The organism is Paraburkholderia translucens, assembly GCF_020881035.1.
Classification (GTDB): Bacteria; Pseudomonadota; Gammaproteobacteria; order Burkholderiales; family Burkholderiaceae; genus Paraburkholderia; species Paraburkholderia translucens.
The window spans coordinates 414,615-432,739 of sequence record NZ_JAJITC010000004.1 but is presented as its reverse complement, the minus strand read 5'-3'; the positions used below and the strand labels follow the sequence as shown (position 1 = coordinate 432,739).

Here is an 18,125-nt window from a genome sequence, read left to right as displayed (position 1 = left end):
ATTTTCCTCTGATAATTATTAAAGCATGTGAATTGTAAAACCTGCGCCTTATCTCACAATAGTTTATAAATCCTGTCCGAATTGACAATCCTTGACACTCGATTTGGCGCTGCCTGCCTAAAATTGCGCGCTCAAGGTACGCACTCGTCCTTTTTCGATGCGTGCTTCTGATGCACCCATTCTTTTTAGGATTGCCAAAAATGCAGTTGTCAAAGCGCCTCGTTGCCGAACTGTTCGGCACCTTCTGGCTCGTGCTCGGGGGCTGCGGCAGCGCGGTCCTCGCCGCCAACTTTGCCGGACCGCTTCACGGTCTGGGGATCGGCTTCGTCGGCGTCTCGCTGGCCTTCGGCCTGACCGTGCTGACGATGGCTTTTGCAATCGGCCATATTTCGGGCTGCCACCTGAATCCGGCGGTGAGCGTCGGTCTGACGGTCGCCGGCCGCTTTCCGGTGCGCGATCTGCTGCCCTACATCGTCGCGCAGGTGATCGGCGCCGTGCTCGGCGCATTCGTGTTGTCGCTGATCGCGTCGGGCAAACCGGGCTTCGACCTCGTCGCGAGTGGCTTCGCGACCAATGGTTACGGTGAGCAATCGCCGGGACACTACTCGCTCGCCGCCGCCTTCATTTGCGAAGTGGTGATGACCGGCTTCTTCCTGTTCGTGATTCTGGGCGCGACCGACCGCCGCGCGCCGGCCGGCTTTGCGCCGATCGCGATCGGCCTGTGCCTGACGCTGATCCACCTGATCTCGATTCCGGTCACCAACACGTCGGTCAATCCTGCGCGTTCGACAGGACCCGCGCTGTTCGTCGGCGGCACGGCGCTCGATCAGTTGTGGCTGTTCTGGGCCGCACCGATCATCGGTGCAGTGATAGCGGGCGTCCTCTATCCGCTGATCGCCGAACATCACGGCAGCAATGCGCGGAATCTGGCGCTCGACTGATGGCTAGTTAGCATCGATGGGCGCCCCGGCGCCCATTCTCATTGCGGCATCTGCTGGATATGAACGGCGCAACGGCCCCGTGCAGGCGCGCACCGCTGCTAGAATCGGGCGACTTTCCAGCTTCGAATACAGGTGCTTTCGATGAACCGTTTCCGCGGATTCCTGCAAGGCGTCGCACTGTCGCTCGGCGGCTTGTGCGCTTGCATGGCAGCGTTGCCGGCCGTGGCCGCGGCAAGCGGCAATATCGAAACACTCGTATTCGTTCGGCATGGCGAGAAGCCTGCACAAGGCTATGGCCAGCTCGACTGCCAGGGGCTCAACCGTGCGCTCGCGCTGCCGGCCGTCATCGCCGCCAAATTCGGCAAACCCGATGCGATCTATGCGCCGGACCCTGGCCAGCAGAAAGACGACAGCGGTCATCCGTATTACTACGTGCGCCCGCTCGCGACGATCGAGCCGACCGCGATTCAATTCCAGATGCCGGTGCAAACGCCGTACGGCTTTGCCCAGATCGACCAGCTCGGCAACGCGCTCGTCGTTCCGGCCAATCGCGGCAAGCTGATCGTCATCGCGTGGGAGCACAAGCTGATCGAGAAACTGTTGCGGCAGATGTTGAGCGCGCATGGCGGCAACGCCGCCGATGTGCCCGAATGGCGCACCGACGACTTCGACAGCATTTACATCGTGCGACTCGACTGGCGCGACGGCACACCGCGCGCGAGCTTCAAACACGATCGCGAAGGACTCGACGGACGGGCAACCGATTGCCCTTGCGCGGCACTGCCGGGAGTTTCGGCGCCCTCCGCCGGCGCAGCCGCTTCAGCAATTTCGGCCGCTTCGGCGCGTGCCGCGGATTAATCGGCCAATACAGATGTAAGCCGCGATTACGCGTGCTGGCGCGTCCATCGGCAAACGCGCGCGACCGGCCGCCGCCTGACTTCAGCTGAACGGCCGCCAATGCCGGTGCGGTGCGGCTCCTGGCGAAGCAGGCTGATCAGGCGCAGCGCACGGGGGATCTTTCCGGCTGCAATCGATGGCCCGGACGATGCTTGCAGTCCGTAACATCTCGTCGCAGTCCACCTTGCCCCGAGTGCGTACATTGGTCCTGTGCGACAAACCCACGTCGCTTCACAGGAGAGGAATATGAAACGCATCGTCACTCACTTGCTGGTTGCTGCCGGCCTCGCGGCGGGCGCATGCGGTGTCGCGCAGGCGCATACGGATCTGAGCGTCGGCCTGTCGCTCGGCGCTCCGGTTTATGCAGCCCCCGCGCCTGTTTATGTGGCGCCGGAGCCGGTGTATTACGGCGGCTGGGATCATCGCTACGAGCGCGGCGGCTACTACCGCGACTACCACCGCGATGACCGCGATTGGCGTCGCGACGACCATCGCTGGGGTCACGACGATCGCGGCGAGCATCGCGGCTGGCGGGATTGATGAGCGCGAACGCGGACGGCCTTACGGCCGTCCTGCTGGCTCCGCATTGCGCGAGCCACTTCTGCGGCCCGCACCCCTACTAGTGGATGTGGGCCATTTTCAATCGCGATGAATCCGACTCAGGGCATCAGTTCGTCATTGAGCGCAAACAGTTTGCGCAGATGGTGCGCCACGCCCGCCTCGAAATTGTTGCCGATGCGTGGCACGTGCGGCAGGCGCGTGATGAGATCAGGATTGGCGTTGTTCATCATGAACGGATGGCCTGCCGTCTCGAGCAGGTCGATGTCGTTCATGTTGTCGCCGAACGCGACGCAATGCGACGCGTCGACACCGAGGCGCTCGAGCACGATCTGCAGCGCGCGCCCCTTCGACACATTCGCGGTCATCACTTCGAGACAGTCCGGCAACGAATACGTCACGTACAGACGGTCTCCGAATTCGCGTTCGAGATTGGCGGCCACCTCTGCGAGATCGGCGGGATCGCCAATATATAGTGCCTTTGCAATGTCGACGCCATCGTGCTTCGGCAGGTCGGCCACCTGGTAAGTGAAGCCCGAGTCCTGGTGGAATTCCAGCAGATGGGGCGCATCGCGGTCGATGAGCCACGCCTCGTCCGCAAACAGACTGACGATCACCCGACCGTGCGCGCCGATAATTTCGGGCTGCACGAGACGCTGGACGATCGCCGGCGGCAGGTCGTCGGCATGGATGACCGCGTTGTCAGGGGAGTGAATGCGCGCGCCGTTCGATGTGATCAGATACGGCTTGATGCCCAGCACATCGCGGATGCCCGCGACGTCACAGTAATGCCGCCCCGTTGCGATCACGAATTGCAGCCCGTCAGTTTCGAGCTTGCGCACCGTGGCGATCGTGAACGGGTCCACCTGGTGATCGGCGTTGAGCAGCGTGCCGTCGAGATCCGTGGCGATGACTTTATACATGGTGAAGTGCAACGGCGGGGCCGTCGAGGCAGCGTCAAAACGGCTATTTTACAGGGCTCGTCCAGCAAGCCGCTGCGCCTCGCGCCGCGCCAGTTGCAAGCCGCCATGGGCCGAATCCGCTCGCGGTTCGCGCAAACGCGCCTGATACACCTGCGGCACATACTCCCGCAACGGCGCACCGAGGCCGCCGCACAGTGCTACCGGCAGTGCGCCCGTTGCATCCAGCGCGGCGATCATTTTGCCGACTTCGACGCCAGCCTCGCTCAGCAGCCGGGCCGCGAACGGATGCGCGCGGTGTTCGATCGCGATCGGCGCGAGCCGCGCATAGGCGGTCTGATTGGCCGCGCACAGCCACACGACAAGACTGTCGCGATCCTGCGCGCCGGTGTGCGCGAGCAGCGCGTGTACAAGGTCGTCGACGGGCACGCGGCCGTCGAGGGCCTGTTGCGCGTGCACGATCAGCCGAAGGCCGAGCCACGCGCCGCTCGCTTCGTCGCCCGACGGAAAGCCGTAGCCGCCGGCCATGCGGAACTCGCCGTTGCCCGCGAGCGAGGCAGCGACGCTGCCAGTGCCCAACGCGACAATCACGCCGGGCGCGCCGCCGTGCGCGCCGAGCAGAGTAGTGTAGGCGTCGGTTTCGACGGCCAGTCCTGCTAGCGGCGGAGCCTGCTCGTGAAACCCGGCGAGCCAGTCGCGGTTGTTGACGCCCGCGAGTCCGCAACCGAGCACGCAGCGCGACCAGTCCAGCGCGATGCCGGCCCGCTCGAACGCCTCGCCGCAGGCGGCCTGAATGGACTGCCACGCGCGCGGAATGCCGAGCCCAAGGCCCGACGGGCCGCTCGCCGCCTGCGCAAGTTCGCGGCCGTGCGCGTCGCCGAGCACGACGCGCGTGCCGGTGCCGCCGCCGTCGACGCCAATCAGGAAATAGTCGTGGTTCATCGAATCGAATCAGTTCCGTGGGTGAGTAACGCGTAGCGTGGCAGGTCAGATTGAATCACGCAATTAGCCGAACGGTCAGCTTGCGGTGTACCCCGCTTCCGCTATGCTGGCAAACGACATGACCTGGCGGGAGCGCAACAGTGACACAACGATGCAAGTGGGTATGGAGCGAGGCGCTCGCACAGTACCACGACACCGAATGGGGCGTGCCCTCGCGCGACGACCAGCACCTGTTCGAGATGCTGGTGCTCGAAGGCGCGCAGGCCGGGTTGTCATGGTCGACGATACTCAACAAGCGTGCCGGCTACCGCCGCGCCTTCGCCGACTTCGACATCGACAAGGTTGCGGCCTTCACGCAGAAGCATGTGGATGCGCTCGTCGCGGATGAAAGCATCGTGCGACATCGCGGCAAGATCGAGGCGGCCATTCTCAACGCGCGCGCCGTGCAGCAGATTCAGGCCGAACATGGCTCGCTCGCGAACTTCGTGTGGTCATTCGTCGACGACACGCCGATTCAGAATGAATGGGCTTCGTATAAGCATGCGCCCGCGAAGACGGAAGTATCGGACGCGCTAAGCAAGGCGCTCAAGCACTACGGCTGCAAATTCGTCGGCTCGACGATCTGCTACGCATTCATGCAGGCGGTCGGCATGGTCAACGACCATGAGACGAACTGCTCATGCCGCGAGCGATGCGTGTCGCTGGGCAAGAAGGGGCGCGGTCGCAAGGCGGGGTGAGGCGCAGGCGGGCGGCGGAGCTTTGCTTTACTCTGCGCAGAAGGTTCGGGGTTAGGGGCAGCGGATCCAGCAGACTCCGGAACGGGACGGACAAAAGCACGAATTTGGGCCTTTTAATGCTCGTAGTCGGCCCTTCGTCGGACGCCGCACGACGGATACTCGTCGCCATGCGCTCACGCAAAGTACGTTAAAAAATACCACCGCGCCGGTCGCGGGAGACCAACCATGAAAAATAGCTTCAACTTCCTGACTCATCAGGACATTTCCGACCGGTCGGTCACGCATCTGTTTGACCAGAAACGCACCGTATTGCTGCCAAGGGGCGGCGGTGCCTACTGCGGCTTTAACGGCGGCTGCCCGGTCGGCAACTTCATCTAGCCGTGCGACTACATGAGCGCGATGGAAGGCGTGCCGGTCCGATTCATCGGCGGCGTCTGGGAATGGCACGACCGGCTGGGTCCGATCGCGCGCGAGTTCGGCCTCTCGGCCGAGCGCTTGAGGAACGCCGCGTAACGAGGGTACGCAGACGGCAAAAATTGGGCGCCCCAAAAGCAAAACGGCGATGTGGCTTCTTTCGAAGCTCACACCGCCGTTCGGCGTGCGTAAAAAGCGTGCTTAGTGCAGCTTTTTCGGCAGCATCTGGCTGCGCAGACGCTTGTGCAGGCGCTTAACAGCTGCTGCCTTCTTGCGCTTGCGAGCCGTGGTCGGCTTTTCGTACGATTGGCGCTCACGCAGTTCAGCGATCAGGCCATTCTTTTCGATGGCGCGACGAAAGCGGCGAATTGCCACTTCGAACGGCTCGTTTTCCTTCAGAAGAATCGTCGTCATGTAATTCCTAACTCAATCACTAGATACGGGTTTAGTTGCATGGTGGTGACCGCTCAGGTCACTACTCACGCGCCGGCCCTCCGGTCGCTCCGATCCATGGCCAGTAACAGGCAAACGCAGGGTTCATGGACAACCCCGGCCAAACCACGAATGAAGCGAGAGGCAAAGCGGCCACGGAGGCCGGAAAAGAGAGGTGGGAGCTCACCGCGGAACGCGGACAGACGTAATTCAAAAGCCGCGCCTGTTGCCGTTTCGCCAACCTTTCGTCAACAAAGAACCCTGACGAAACAGGCAAAGATCTCAATTCACTCCCGATGATATCAGGAAACTCTCCATCGTACCAGGGGTTTACCAATTGCGCCAGGCTTTTCCCTGGCCTTCGATGCTCCCGCCTCAGCGCCCCATCAGGCGCTTGCTTCATCCGGCTCGCGGACATCGTCGGCTGTCCGGGACAGTCGGGCGGCCGAGGCCAAGTTCTTCAACTGCTCGACCGAGGTCGCGCTGGCAATAGGGGCCGCAACGCTCGGCCAAGCGATGAGCAAGGCGAGCGCGAGTGCAGCCGGGGTGCTGCCGCGCCGTTGCTCAAGATGGTCGAAACCCGCTAGCGAAGCAGTGATGGTTCGCGAGCACCACCAGCCCGCTGTCGCGTTCGCAATGCGAAAGATCGTACAAATTGTATTCGGGCTGCAGCAACCGGTACCCGGGCAGCCCGTGCACGCGCCACACCGCGAGCGCTTGCCCGACGCGCGCGCGGCAATAATCCGACGCGCCGATGACAGCCACCTTGCCCGCCTCGATCAGCTTCTGATATGCGCCGAGCACCTCGGCAAGCGGCATGGCGGCGGCGTCATGTGAAAATCGACGTCGATGTAATCGGTTTGCTGGCAGCGCCATGGGTCTTCGACCGCCACTTGAATGTTGGACGCCGTCGGCCCCTCGTCGCGAGGGTCCTTCAAAACTTTCGTGGCGAACACGATCGTGTCGTGCTCGCCGCTCTGGCCGAGCCACCTGCCGATGTTCGACTCATCACGCACCTTCTCGGCCCCCACCCGGAATAGACATCGGCGGTATCGACAAAGTCGCGAACCGCATTAACTAACGCATCCAGAATTGGAATCGACGTGGCTTCATCGGCGCGACTCACATTTCCGCACTTCCAATCCAGCGCTTTTGCATGATTTCTCAGGGGTTTTGCGATATGGGCAAAAGACAATGCGCCGTCCATACAAATCCCGCAGCCTCCGCGCCGAAAAGGCCGAAAACCCTTTCTCCGAGGGGGCGGCGGCGGCCGCAGTGTAAAAGAATTGGGTAGCTATTACAGAAAGTTCCTCAAGTTTTTTTTAGGAGGGCCGTCATCCTTCACTGAGGCGGCCAGCAATGAACGAGTGCTTCCGCCGATGCCAACGTGGCTTACTGGGCTCAAGGCTTTTTTAGGAGTTTTTCCATGCTCGGAATCAATAGCAACATCAACTCGCTGGTTGCACAGCAAAACCTTAACGGCTCGCAAAGCGCCCTTTCGCAGGCGATCACCCGCCTCTCGTCGGGCAAGCGGATCAACAGCGCGGCAGACGATGCAGCAGGTCTGGCAATCTCGACGCGTATGCAAACGCAGATCAACGGCCTGAACCAGGGCGTGTCGAATGCGAATGATGGCGTGTCGATGATTCAGACCGCGGCGAGCGCATTGTCGTCGCTGACCTCGAGCCTGCAACGTATTCGCCAGCTGGCGGTGCAAGCATCGACCGGTTCGCTGTCGTCGAGCGACCAGGCCGCTCTGCAGAAGGAAGTCTCGGCGCAGATCGCTGAAGTCAACCGTATCGCATCGCAATCGACGTACAACGGCACCAACATTCTGGACGGCTCGGCAGGCAGCGTGACGTTCCAGGTCGGCGCGAACGTCGGTCAGACGATCACCCTGGACCTGAGCCAATCGATGTCGGCAGCGAAGATCGGCGGCGGTCTGGTGCAAACGGGCGCAACGGTCGGCACGGTCACCGTGAGCACGGATTCGACCGGCACGTACACCAGCACGGGCGCGACGATCACGTCGGTCAACGTGCTGTCGGACGGCAAGGGCGGCTACACGTTCACCGACCAGAACAACCAGGCAATTTCGTCGGGCGCAGTCGCCAATATCTTCTCGAATGGCACGGGCGCAGGTTCGGGCACGGCAATCACCAACCTGACGCTCAGCAACACGCTGGCCACGGCGATGGGCGCGACGGCCTCGGCCGCTGCAACCGCAGCGATCAACCAGATCAATGCGATCAACAACCCGCCGACGGTTTCGGGCCTCGACATCAGCACGGTCACCGGCGCGAACGAAGCAATGGTCTCGATCGACAATGCACTGCAGACCGTGAACACGCTGCAAGCTGCACTGGGCGCCGCACAAAACCGCTTCACCGCAATCGCGACGTCGCAGCAAGCTGAATCGACGGACCTGTCGTCGGCACAATCGCAGATCACGGACGCCAACTTCGCACAAGAAACGGCGAACCTGAGCAAGGCGCAAGTGCTGCAACAAGCAGGCATCTCGGTGTTGGCGCAAGCTAACTCGAACCCGCAGCAAGTTCTGAAGCTCCTGCAGTAAGAGCTGACGCAGTAACGGCGATGCACCGCGCGTGAGCGGGGTGCATCGCCGGATTTCAGACAACGGGAGGCATGCCTCCCGCAGTGCATTTCGATCATCTAGTGATGTAGCATCGCGCACCACCTGATACAGATTCCTAGACGCCCGGAGCCTCCGCATGTCCTCGATCTCAACCACGTCTTCTACAGCAAGCGCCAACGCCGAGCTGCAGTCGGCCGCCCAATCGATCATCAGCGGCTCGACCGGTAATTCGTCGATGGACGTGTCGACGCTCGTCACGGCACTCGTCAACGCGAAGACCGCAGGACAAACCGCGGCGCTAACGGCGCAACAGACCAGCGACAACACCAAGCTGTCCGCTTACGGCGCGCTCAGTTCGGCTTTGAGCGCCCTGCAGTCGGGCATCACCAACCTCGCGAACGGCACCACGCTGTCCACGTTCACGGCAACTGCGACCGGCAGCGGGCTCACCGCGACCGCGGGTTCGGGCGCCGTGGCCGGCAGCTACTCGGTCGCGGTGACACAGGTCGCCAGTTCGCAGGCGCTTTCATCGGCTGCCTTTGGCGCGACCACGCAGCTTGGCACCGGCACACTGAGCATCTCGGTCGGCGGCAAGTCGATGGACATCAGCGTCGACAGCACCAACAACACGCTGTCCGGTATTGCCGCGGCGATCAACGCAAGCAGCAACAACCCCGGCGTCACGGCGACCATCGTGACCGGCACGGACGGCGCGCACCTCGTGCTGCGCGCGTCGAACACCGGGGCGGCGAACGTCATCAACGTTTCGACCAGCAATGTCACGACCGACAACGGTCTGTCGAGCCTGGGCGTGACTTCGACCGCTAGCACGACCGGCGGCCAGTCGACGATCACCTCGGCCAATTCGAGCAGCGCGTGGACCCAAAGCGCAGTTGCGCAGGACGCAGAGTTCACGGTCGGCGGCATCGCGGCCAGCAGCTCGACCAACGCGGTGACTAGCGCGATTGCCGGCGTGACGCTGAATCTGACGTCCGCGGCGGCGGGAACCACGCAAACGCTGACCGTCGCGCAGGACACCTCGTCGCAGAGCACGGCGATCAACAATTTCGTCAGCCTCTACAACACCGTCGTGACGACGATGTCCACTCTGACCTCGTACAGCTCCGGAGCGAGCTCGCAAGGCGCGCTGCTCGGCGATTCGACGCTGCAGACGATCAGAAACACGCTCGCCAGCATCGTCGGCGGCGCGGTCGGCTCGGGCAGCACCGCCGCCACGCTGGCCTCCATCGGCATCACGCTGAAGGGCGATCCGGCCGACGGCACCCTGGTGGTCGACAACACGGCGCTGAGTACGGCGCTGACCAGCAGCCAGGCGACGGTTGCCCAGCTCTTCAACTCGACCAACGGCATCGCCGAGCAGTTGAACACCAGCATCACCAACTTCACGCAGACCGGCGGCATCATCGACACGCGCAATACCGCGCTGAACGCCGACCTGAAGAGCATCACCACGCAGCAAAACTCACTGGCCCTCTACGCGGCGCAGTTGACGAGTCAGTACCAGGCGCAGTTCACCGCGCTGGATACGCTGATGGCGACGATGAACAACAACTCGCAGTACCTGACCCAGCTGTTCGGCGGCACCAACAGCGCCGGCGCGTTGGCCACGAACAAGGCTTAAGTCATGAACGCACACAGCATGAACCAGCCGGAACTGGTCGAACGCGTGCTGTCCATGACGCGGGAAATCGAACAGGCGGCCTCGCTCGCCGACTGGCCGAAAGCGGCCCGCCTGACCGAAGCGCGCTCGCCGCTCTTGATGTCGCTCACCGCGGACCAGGAGCCGGCTGCGCTGGACAAGATCCGTGAGATTCGGGCAATCGACGCAGCGCTGCTTGCAGACGCGGAAATCACTCAAAAGGAACTGCGCATCGAGTTCGAAGCGGCGATCGGGCGCACCAGAGCCGCAGGCCAGTACCAGCGGATGGCGCGTTTGTAATTGATGCGGAGCGGCGCTGCCTTGGGCGGCGTCCGTCCCAGAGAAGCCAGGTCAGCTGGCACACCCAATAATAAGAACCACGCGCCGAAGTGAGGCGCGCTCGTTCCCTCAGCCCGCCTCGTGCGGGCTTTTTTCTTGCGGCTCGGGCGTCCGCACCTCCCTCCATACGCTAAACAAGCGACCTTTTCACCGTCATCTCCGAGCATCGGGAACGCCTTCTCCATCGCACAATTTCCCTCATAGACCAATTCGCGCTGAGACCATGACTCACCTGTACGAGCAGCCGACGGCTGAACTGCTGACGCCCGCACAACAGCTCGAGCAAGACATAGCGCTCGTGCTGCAAACGGCGCTGGAGCACCATCACAAGGGCGAATTCGACGACGCCGAAGCGCTTTATCAGGCGATCCTCGAAGCGAATCCGCATCACGCGGACGCTCTTTACGATCTTGGCGTGCTGCTCGTGCAAACGGAGCGTCCCAAAGACGCATTGACCCGCTTCGAGCTGGCGCTGGGTCAACAGCCGCACAACGGTCAGTATTGGGCGGCCTACATCAGCGCACTGATCGACGCCGGCGAAACCGCCGCGGCATGGCTCGCGCTCGAAATGGGCCAGAAGCAGGGGCTGAAAGGCCCGGCGGTGGACGGCCTGATCACCCGGATGGCTAATCCGGGCAAGATCGTGCTGACACGGCCAGTGGCAGTCCAGAGCGCACCGACGGAAAGCGGCGCGGCCGCCGAGACCAATGCCGACGCGCCCCAAGCGGCTGCAGCCGCAGCATCGGCCTCGGAGTCCCATAAGTCCACGATCGCAGCCGGTCGGCGCGTCAGCCAGCAGGAAACGACGCGCTTCACTTCGCTCTACAACAAAGGCCACATCGCCGAGGCCGTCAAACTGGCGCGCACACTGACCCAGCGGTTTCCCATCGACGGTAACGCGTGGCGCTGGCTCGGCATTGCGCTGCATCGCCTGGGCCGCTACGACGACGCGCTGATCCCCTTGCGCAAAGCCGCCGAACTCCTGCCGGAGGAACTGGAAAGCCGCGCCGTGCTCGCGGATACGTTGCGCCTGAAGGGCTTGCACAAGGACGCCGAAGAAGTCTGCCGCCAGATCATCGCGATCAATCCTGGTTACGCCGAAGCACAGCGGATCTACGGCATGTCGCTGGTGCACCAGGGACGTGTGGCCGAAGGTCTCGCCGCGGCGCGGCGCGCGATCGAACTCGCGCCGGACAAGTCCGGCATGCACAACACGCTTGGCGTACTGCAACTCGATTTGGGCATGGTGACCGAGGCAGAGCAAAGCTTTCGCACCGCCCTGGAGAAAGACCCCAAAGACGCGATCGCGGCGGACAACTATCTGTTTGCGCTCACGCACAATCCCGAAGTCGAGCAGGACAAGCTGTTCGCCGAACACGTCAAATTCGCCGAACAGCATGAAGCGCCGGTGCGCTCGCAGTGGCCGCGTCACGTGAACAGACGCACGCCGAATCGCAAGCTGAAAATCGGCCTTGTGTCCGGCGACCTGTTCCGTCATGCCGTTGCCTCCTATCTGCTGCCGATTATGGAGCGCCTGGCGAAGGATCCTGGGCTGTCGCTGATTGTGTACAACAACCACATCGCGGAAGACGACTACACGCATCTGTTGCGCAAATGCGCGCATGAGTGGCATCAGGTCACCGGCATGCCGGACGCGCAGTTGGCCAACAGGATTCGCGACGAAAGGATCGACATTCTGTTCGATCTGTCCGGCCACACAGGCCGCAACCGCCTCCTCACGTTCGTGCGCAAGCCCGCGCCGATTCAGGTCAGTTGGCTGGGCTACCCCGCCACGACCGGTCTCGAGGCGATGGACTACTACCTCGTGGACCGGTTCGGCGTGCCGTTCGGCCCGGCGGAGCGCATGTTCTCCGAAAAGATCGTCCACCTGCCGGCCAACGCGCCTTTCCTGCCGGAAGAAAGTGCGCCGCCGGTCAACATCCTGCCTGCCATGCACAACGGCTACGTGACGTTCGGCAGCTTCAACCGCCTGAACAAATTGCGGCCCGACGTGATCGCTCTATGGGCAGAATTGCTTCACGCGCAGCCTTCGTCGCAAATGTTGCTGGGCGCGATCGCGACCGACGAGGACGAACAGCTCCTCATAGACTGGTTCGCCAAAGCGGGCATCTCGCGTGAGCGCCTGTCGTTCCGCCGCCGCTCGAGTATTCCGGTCTACCTGCAACAGCATTTTCACGTCGACATCTGCCTCGATACGTTCCCTTACACCGGCTCCACCACGGTACTGAACTCACTGTGGATGGGCGTGCCGACTTTGACCATATCTGGCGACACGTTGCCGAGCCGCGCCGGCGCCACCTGGATGTCGCACGTCGGACTGCAACAGTTTCTCGCCACGGACAAGGCCGATTTCGTCGCCAAAGGCGTCGCGCTTTCTTCCGATATCCCCGCGCTCGCCGCGTTGCGGACCGGATTGCGACAGCGCTGCATGGCGTCGGCGGCATTCCGGCCGGAGGTGGTCGCCGCAGGTTTGTCGCGCGCGTTGCGAATCATGTGGCAACGCTGGTGCGACGGCCAGCCACCCGTCGCGTTCGCAGTGTCGGAAGAAGAAGCCATCGACGTTGCAGGCGAGCCAACCACGTCGTCCGAGACAGGGGAAAACAAGTGAACGCTGCCTTACCGCTTGGTGCCATCGAGCCGCAGATCGACGAGCGCATTTACGTCACACAGCCGCATCTCGCGCCGCTCGAAGAATTCATTCCTTATCTTCAACAGATCTGGGACAGCAAGATCCTGACCAATGCCGGTCCGTTTCACCAACAGTTCGAAGAAGCGCTGTGCAAATACCTCGGCGTACGTCACCTCGCGCTGTTCACCAATGGCACGCTGGCGCTGCTCACCGCGCTGCAGGCGCTGCGCGTGACCGGCGAAGTGATCACCACGCCGTACTCCTTCGTTGCAACCGCGCATTCGCTGGTCTGGAACGGCATCAAGCCGGTATTCGTCGACGTCGATCCGCACACGCTCAACCTCGATCCCGCGAAGATCGAAGCAGCGATTACGCCGCAAACTACCGCGATCATGCCGGTACATTGCTACGGCAAGCCGTGCGACGTTGAAGCGATCCAGAAGATCGCCGACAACTACAACCTGAAAGTCATCTATGACGCGGCCCACGCGTTCGGCGTGCAGACCGAAGCCGGCAGCGTGCTCCAGCATGGCGATCTCGCGGTGCTGAGCTTCCACGCGACCAAGGTCTTCAATACGTTCGAAGGCGGCGCGATCATCTGTCAGGACGCCAAGACGAAACAGCGCATCGACCACCTCAAGAACTTCGGTTTCGTCGATGAAGTGACCGTGGTCGCCTCCGGCATCAACGGCAAGATGAGCGAAATCAACGCGGCATTCGGGCTGCTGCAACTACAGCACATTGACGAAGCGCTGGCACGCCGCGCGCAGATCGACGCGATTTACCGCGAACAACTGCGCGACGTGCGCGGTATCCGCTGTCTGCCTGAAGCGCGCGAGACAGTGGCGAATCACTCGTACTTTCCGATTCTCGTCGGGCCGGACTATCCCATCAGCCGCGACGCGTTGTATCAGAAGTTCCGCGATCAGAATATCTACGCGCGGCGTTATTTCTATCCGCTGATCTCGGACTTTCCAATCTATCGCGGACTGCCTTCCGCGCGTCAGGACAACCTTCCGGTCGCGCATGCCGCTTCGCAACAGGTCCTGTGCCTGCCGATCTTCCCGGCGCTGACGGACGGCATGCTCGATCGCATCATCGGGATCATCGCGAATCCCTGAATGTCATGAAGCTCGCGATCATGCAGCCCTATCTGTTGCCGTACATCGGATATTTTCAACTGGCCGCGGCAGTCGACAAGTTCGTCTTTTATGACGACGTCAACTTCATCAAGAATGGCTGGATCAATCGCAACCGGATACTGCTTGGCGACCAGGTGCGTTATCTGACCGTACCGCTCAGCTGCGCGAGTCCTTCGCTGAAAATCAACCAGGTGCTGGTCGAGCCGCGCGAGCGCTGGCTGCGCAAGCTGCTCGAGTCGATTCGCCACGCCTATGCCAAAGCGCCTCATTACCCTCAGGTCAGCACGTTGATCGGGCGCATTCTGGCCGAGCCGCTCGCGCAGATTTCGCAGCTCGCCTCGCACACTGTGATGGAAATCTGCAAGTACCTCGAGATCGACACCGAGTTCGTCCCCTCTTCGACGAAGTACGGCAATGCGCAACTCCAGGGCAGCGAGCGGGTCCTCGACATCTGCGCACGCGAGCAGGCGAGCACCTATGTGAACCTGCCGGGCGGCCGCGCGCTTTACGACAGCGAAGCGTTTTCGGCGCGCGGCGTGACGCTCGCCTTCATCGAACCCAATCTCTGCCCGTATGCGCAGTTCGACAACGCTTTTCACCCCGCCCTGTCGATTCTCGACGTTCTGATGTTCAATAGCAAAGACAGCGTCAGAGACATGCTGCGCGTCGAGGTGAGCGCGTGAGCCCGCGCGAGCCGCGCGCCGTCGGCGGATATTTCGAACTCGAACTGCCGCAATACGCGGCGACGCTTCACGACGGCGCGCTTCGTTTCCAGTCGTCGCGCGCGGCGTTTCTGGCACTGCTTCGCGCGGCGCGCCCGGCCGCCGTGTGGATGCCCTGGTACATTTGCGACGCGATGATCGAGCCGCTACGCATGACCGGCACGCCAGTCAAGCGCTATCGTCTCGACGCCGGCTTGCGCGTGCAATCCGCCGATATCGGACACGGTGAATGGCTCGTCTACGTCAACTATTTCGGCTTGTCTGCGCCCAACGTCGACGATGTGCTCAACCGGTTTCCGCGCGAGCGCGTCGTAATCGACAATGCCCAAGCCTTGTTCGCGCAACCGTCCGATTGCCTTGCCACGCTGTACTCGCCACGCAAATTTCTCGGCGTGCCGGACGGCGGTTGTCTCGTCACGCAGCAGCCCGTCGAAATGCCTGACGCGATCGACGAAGCCTCGTTGTCGCGCTGCGGACATTTGCTGACCCGCCTCGCGAAAGATGCGGAAGCGGGTTATGCCGACTATGCGACGGCCGAAGAGGGCCTGAAGCAGCTCGAGCCGCTGCGGATGTCGGCGCTGACGCAACGACTACTTGCCGGCATCGACTACGACAGCGTCCGTGAACGGCGAATCGATAATTTCGCTTTTCTGCACGACAAGTTGCAGCGCTACAACCGCCTCACGTTGAGTCCCGGCGACGATGCCGTGCCGCTCTGCTATCCGCTTTTCGGCGCGCCCGCGGGAGTGCGCGAAGCGCTTCGGGCGCAGCGCATCTATACGCCCACTTACTGGCCGGACGTTGTGGACGCTTCAGGCGCACCCGACTTCGAGCGCAGTCTGCCTGGCTCGACGCTGTGCCTGCCCTGCGATCAGCGACTGACTCGCGATGATCTGGCGCCGATGGTAAAACTCTTGATGGACTGGCTCGCATGAACAACGACACGATCTTTCTGCGCGAGATCGAACGCGGCGACCTGCCGACTATCAATGCGTGGCGCGCGGACAAGGCGCTGGTCAGTCTGCTGGGCGGCGCTTTCCGATACGTGGGTCCCGCGATCGATAACGCATGGTTCGACAGTTACCTCGGTTCGCGCGCGAACAATGTTCGCCTCGCCGTTTGCCTCGCGTCTACGCGGGAACTGGTCGGCGTGACGTATCTCCTGGGCATCGACTGGGTGAACCGCTGCGCGGAGTTTTCGATCCAGATTGGTGCCGAGTCTGCACGCGGCCGCGGAATAGGCGAGGCCGCAACGCGCCTGACGCTCGATCATGCGTTCGATGACCTCAATCTCAACCGTATTTCGCTGACTGTGCTCGCGTCCAACGCTCGCGCCATCGCGCTCTACGATAAGGTGGGCTTTCGCGCCGAAGGTCTTTTGCGCGAGGCCGTTTTCAAAGGCGGCCGCTATCTCGACATGGTTCCGATGGCCCTTCTCGCCGCCGATCGACGCTGAGCCCTTCACTTTGCCCGCTGCTCCGCTTATCAATATGATTGACGCCCAACATCAAACTGCGCTTGCCACGGCAGGGTGGACAGTGCTTCCGCGCCTGATCCGCAGCGAGTTGATCGATTCGCTCGTCAAGGCGCTCGGTCCTTCCCTCGCGCTGCGCGACGCCATCCGGCGACGCAACGGCGTGCTGGAAAATAGCGCCGGCACGTTGCATCACTTGCTGATGGATGACGCGTGCTACGTCGAATTGCTGTCAGAACTCTCGGTGCTGGAGCCCGTTCTCAGAGGATTCTTTGAAGGCAACTTCGTTCTGAACTCGTACGGCGGCGTCATTAACGAACGCGAATCGCGCTCGTATGTGCAGAGCGTGCATCGCGATATCCGCTTCGGCTCCGACACGCGACGCTTCATGATGAACGCGTTGGTGATGCTCGACGACTTCACGTTGGAGAACGGCGCGACGCATATTCTCGCGCAGTCGCAAAACGTCCGGGAGCAGCCCACCGACGAGCACTTCTATAGGCATGCATCGCGCGCGATCGGTGAGCGCGGCTCGGTTCTGCTATTCGATTCACGTATGTGGCACGCCACCGGGCGCAATACCACCGACGCGCCACGCCGCGCGCTGACACTGACATTCACCAGCCCCTTCTTCAAGCCGCAGCTCGACTACGCGCGGCTGTTCGGCTACCGCAATCTCGACCGCTGCAACGCATGGATGCGCCAGGTGCTTGGTTTCAATGCACGCGTACCGGAGTCGCTCGATGAGTTTTACGTGCCGGTGGAGCAGCGGTTCTATCAACGCGGACAGGATTGACGACATGAGCAGAGACTACAACGCGGAAGCGAAAGATCATCCCGAACATCGCTACGCTTACGACTTCGACTATCTGATGCATGAATACATGCTTCGGACGTTCGCGCCGTTTCTCGTCAATGGCAACGCGATCGAGCTGGGATGTTTTGAAGGCAACTTCACGCGCCTGCTGATGCAGCGCTTTGATTCACTGGAAGTCGTCGAGGCATCGGCAGACTGCATTGCCGTTGCGTCGGATAAAACCAGGGGTGCCGTCCAATTCCATCACTCGACGTTCGAAGCCTTCGAACCCACGCGACGCTACGACAATATCTTCCTGATCCATACGCTCGAACACCTCGATGAACCTGTCGAGGTACTGAGCCGGATCCGTGGCTGGCTATCCGACGCTGGCCGTCTGTTCGTCGCCGCGCCGAATGCGCGCGCCGGATCGCGGCAGATTGCGGTCAGCATGGGACTGATCGACCATCACGCGGCCGTGACGACAGCGGAAGCCGCACACGGCCACCGCGTGACCTATTCGATCGATACGCTGCGAGCCGATCTGCGTGCGGCCAAACTGCGCCCGGTCACCGAAGGCGGCGTCTTTTTCAAGGGCCTTGCCAACTTCCAGATCGATGCAGCATTGCAAGCCGGCATCATATCCAGAGAGTATCTGGACGGCTGTTTCGAATTGGGACGGATCTATCCCGACTTGTGCTCCAGCGTGTACGCAATTTGTGAGCGCGGCACGGGTGAATGATCGGGCAGCGCGCCTGGCGCCGCGCCGCACTCGTCCGTCGCGCGGGTGCGCGGGCGCGCGGCGCGAATAGTGGCCCAATTGAGCCGGACTATCGGACAGCGCCGAGCCGACCAAGTCCCGACTTTTACAGATGTGCACACGAGTGTCCCGCAAAAGGGAGTCC

The 18,125-nt window shown here is 62.1% G+C and carries 18 protein-coding genes and 1 pseudogene; 15 read left to right on the top strand and 4 right to left on the bottom strand.

The genetic code is table 11. The annotated features are described in order from the left end of the window. The first annotated feature begins 200 nt into the window (after window positions 1-200). The 3 genes from aqpZ (at window position 201) to LJ655_RS09795 (ending at window position 2,378) form a co-directional block, all read left to right on the top strand. Complete coding sequence (gene aqpZ / locus LJ655_RS09805; RefSeq protein WP_230561035.1) at window positions 201-941, top strand: aquaporin Z; 741 nt, start codon at window positions 201-203, stop codon at window positions 939-941. Between the two features lie 141 nt (window positions 942-1,082). Continuing rightward, the gene (locus tag LJ655_RS09800) at window positions 1,083-1,799 is read left to right on the top strand and encodes a histidine phosphatase family protein (protein ID WP_230561034.1); all 717 of its coding nucleotides are present in this window, start codon (window positions 1,083-1,085) and stop codon (window positions 1,797-1,799) included. A 285-nt stretch (window positions 1,800-2,084) separates the two neighbouring features. Further along, entirely contained in the window at window positions 2,085-2,378 is a 294-nt protein-coding gene (locus LJ655_RS09795; protein ID WP_230561033.1) for a PXPV repeat protein, read from the top strand. Between the two features lie 119 nt (window positions 2,379-2,497). Here LJ655_RS09795 and LJ655_RS09790 read toward each other — a convergent pair whose 3' ends face one another. Further along, complete coding sequence (locus tag LJ655_RS09790; protein WP_230561032.1) at window positions 2,498-3,319, bottom strand: Cof-type HAD-IIB family hydrolase; 822 nt, start codon at window positions 3,317-3,319, stop codon at window positions 2,498-2,500. A gap of 48 nt (window positions 3,320-3,367) precedes the next feature. After that, complete coding sequence (locus LJ655_RS09785; protein ID WP_230561031.1) at window positions 3,368-4,258, bottom strand: glucosamine kinase nucleotide-binding domain-containing protein; 891 nt, start codon at window positions 4,256-4,258, stop codon at window positions 3,368-3,370. Window positions 4,259-4,398: 140 nt separating this feature from the next. Here LJ655_RS09785 and LJ655_RS09780 point away from each other — a divergent pair, with 140 nt between their 5' ends. Then, window positions 4,399-4,995, top strand: coding sequence for a DNA-3-methyladenine glycosylase I (locus LJ655_RS09780; RefSeq protein ID WP_230561030.1), 597 nt, complete (start codon window positions 4,399-4,401; stop codon window positions 4,993-4,995). Window positions 4,996-5,220: 225 nt separating this feature from the next. Then, window positions 5,221-5,508, top strand: a pseudogene (locus LJ655_RS09775) (hypothetical protein). A 102-nt stretch (window positions 5,509-5,610) separates the two neighbouring features. Here the strand turns inward: LJ655_RS09775 and rpsU are convergent. Both rpsU and LJ655_RS09765 read right to left on the bottom strand, forming a co-directional pair. Further along, window positions 5,611-5,823 (bottom strand): 30S ribosomal protein S21, encoded by a 213-nt coding sequence (rpsU, locus tag LJ655_RS09770; protein WP_006050883.1) that lies wholly within the window; start codon window positions 5,821-5,823, stop codon window positions 5,611-5,613. Window positions 5,824-6,405: 582 nt separating this feature from the next. After that, complete coding sequence (locus LJ655_RS09765; RefSeq protein WP_230561029.1) at window positions 6,406-6,660, bottom strand: aldo-keto reductase family protein; 255 nt, start codon at window positions 6,658-6,660, stop codon at window positions 6,406-6,408. A gap of 607 nt (window positions 6,661-7,267) precedes the next feature. On the opposite strand from LJ655_RS09765, the gene LJ655_RS09760 reads away from it, so the two are divergent. The 10 genes from LJ655_RS09760 to LJ655_RS09715 all read left to right on the top strand — a co-directional run bounded on the left by LJ655_RS09760 (window position 7,268) and on the right by LJ655_RS09715 (window position 17,962). Next, window positions 7,268-8,416, top strand: a complete 1,149-nt coding sequence (locus LJ655_RS09760; RefSeq protein WP_230561028.1) for a flagellin — start codon at window positions 7,268-7,270, stop codon at window positions 8,414-8,416. Between the two features lie 157 nt (window positions 8,417-8,573). Then, window positions 8,574-10,079 (top strand): flagellar filament capping protein FliD, encoded by a 1,506-nt coding sequence (gene fliD / locus LJ655_RS09755; protein WP_230561027.1) that lies wholly within the window; start codon window positions 8,574-8,576, stop codon window positions 10,077-10,079. A gap of 3 nt (window positions 10,080-10,082) precedes the next feature. Further along, window positions 10,083-10,397: a flagellar protein FliT gene (gene fliT, locus LJ655_RS09750; protein WP_230561026.1), complete on the top strand. Its 315-nt coding sequence runs from the start codon at window positions 10,083-10,085 to the stop codon at window positions 10,395-10,397. Window positions 10,398-10,659: 262 nt separating this feature from the next. Continuing rightward, window positions 10,660-13,065 carry a tetratricopeptide repeat protein gene (locus tag LJ655_RS09745; RefSeq protein ID WP_230561025.1) on the top strand — a complete coding sequence of 802 codons (2,406 nt, stop codon included), beginning with the start codon at window positions 10,660-10,662 and terminating at the stop codon, window positions 13,063-13,065. Next, window positions 13,062-14,207 (top strand): dTDP-4-amino-4,6-dideoxy-D-glucose aminotransferase VioA, encoded by a 1,146-nt coding sequence (gene vioA, locus LJ655_RS09740; protein WP_329959690.1) that lies wholly within the window; start codon window positions 13,062-13,064, stop codon window positions 14,205-14,207. Before LJ655_RS09745 ends, vioA begins: the two co-directional genes overlap by 4 nt. Before the next feature lie 5 nt (window positions 14,208-14,212). Then, window positions 14,213-14,911 carry a WbqC family protein gene (locus LJ655_RS09735; protein WP_230561024.1) on the top strand — a complete coding sequence of 233 codons (699 nt, stop codon included), beginning with the start codon at window positions 14,213-14,215 and terminating at the stop codon, window positions 14,909-14,911. Beyond that, window positions 14,908-15,885 (top strand): aspartate aminotransferase family protein, encoded by a 978-nt coding sequence (locus tag LJ655_RS09730; RefSeq protein WP_230561023.1) that lies wholly within the window; start codon window positions 14,908-14,910, stop codon window positions 15,883-15,885. The genes LJ655_RS09735 and LJ655_RS09730 overlap by 4 nt, the downstream gene beginning before the upstream one ends. Next, window positions 15,882-16,406 (top strand): GNAT family N-acetyltransferase, encoded by a 525-nt coding sequence (locus LJ655_RS09725; protein WP_230561022.1) that lies wholly within the window; start codon window positions 15,882-15,884, stop codon window positions 16,404-16,406. Before LJ655_RS09730 ends, LJ655_RS09725 begins: the two co-directional genes overlap by 4 nt. Window positions 16,407-16,488: 82 nt before the next feature. Further along, a complete protein-coding gene (locus tag LJ655_RS09720; protein WP_230561021.1) occupies window positions 16,489-17,220 on the top strand; it encodes a phytanoyl-CoA dioxygenase family protein in 732 nt (243 codons plus the stop codon). A gap of 4 nt (window positions 17,221-17,224) precedes the next feature. Further along, window positions 17,225-17,962, top strand: a complete 738-nt coding sequence (locus LJ655_RS09715; RefSeq protein ID WP_230561020.1) for a class I SAM-dependent methyltransferase — start codon at window positions 17,225-17,227, stop codon at window positions 17,960-17,962. The last annotated feature ends 163 nt before the right edge of the window (window positions 17,963-18,125 follow it).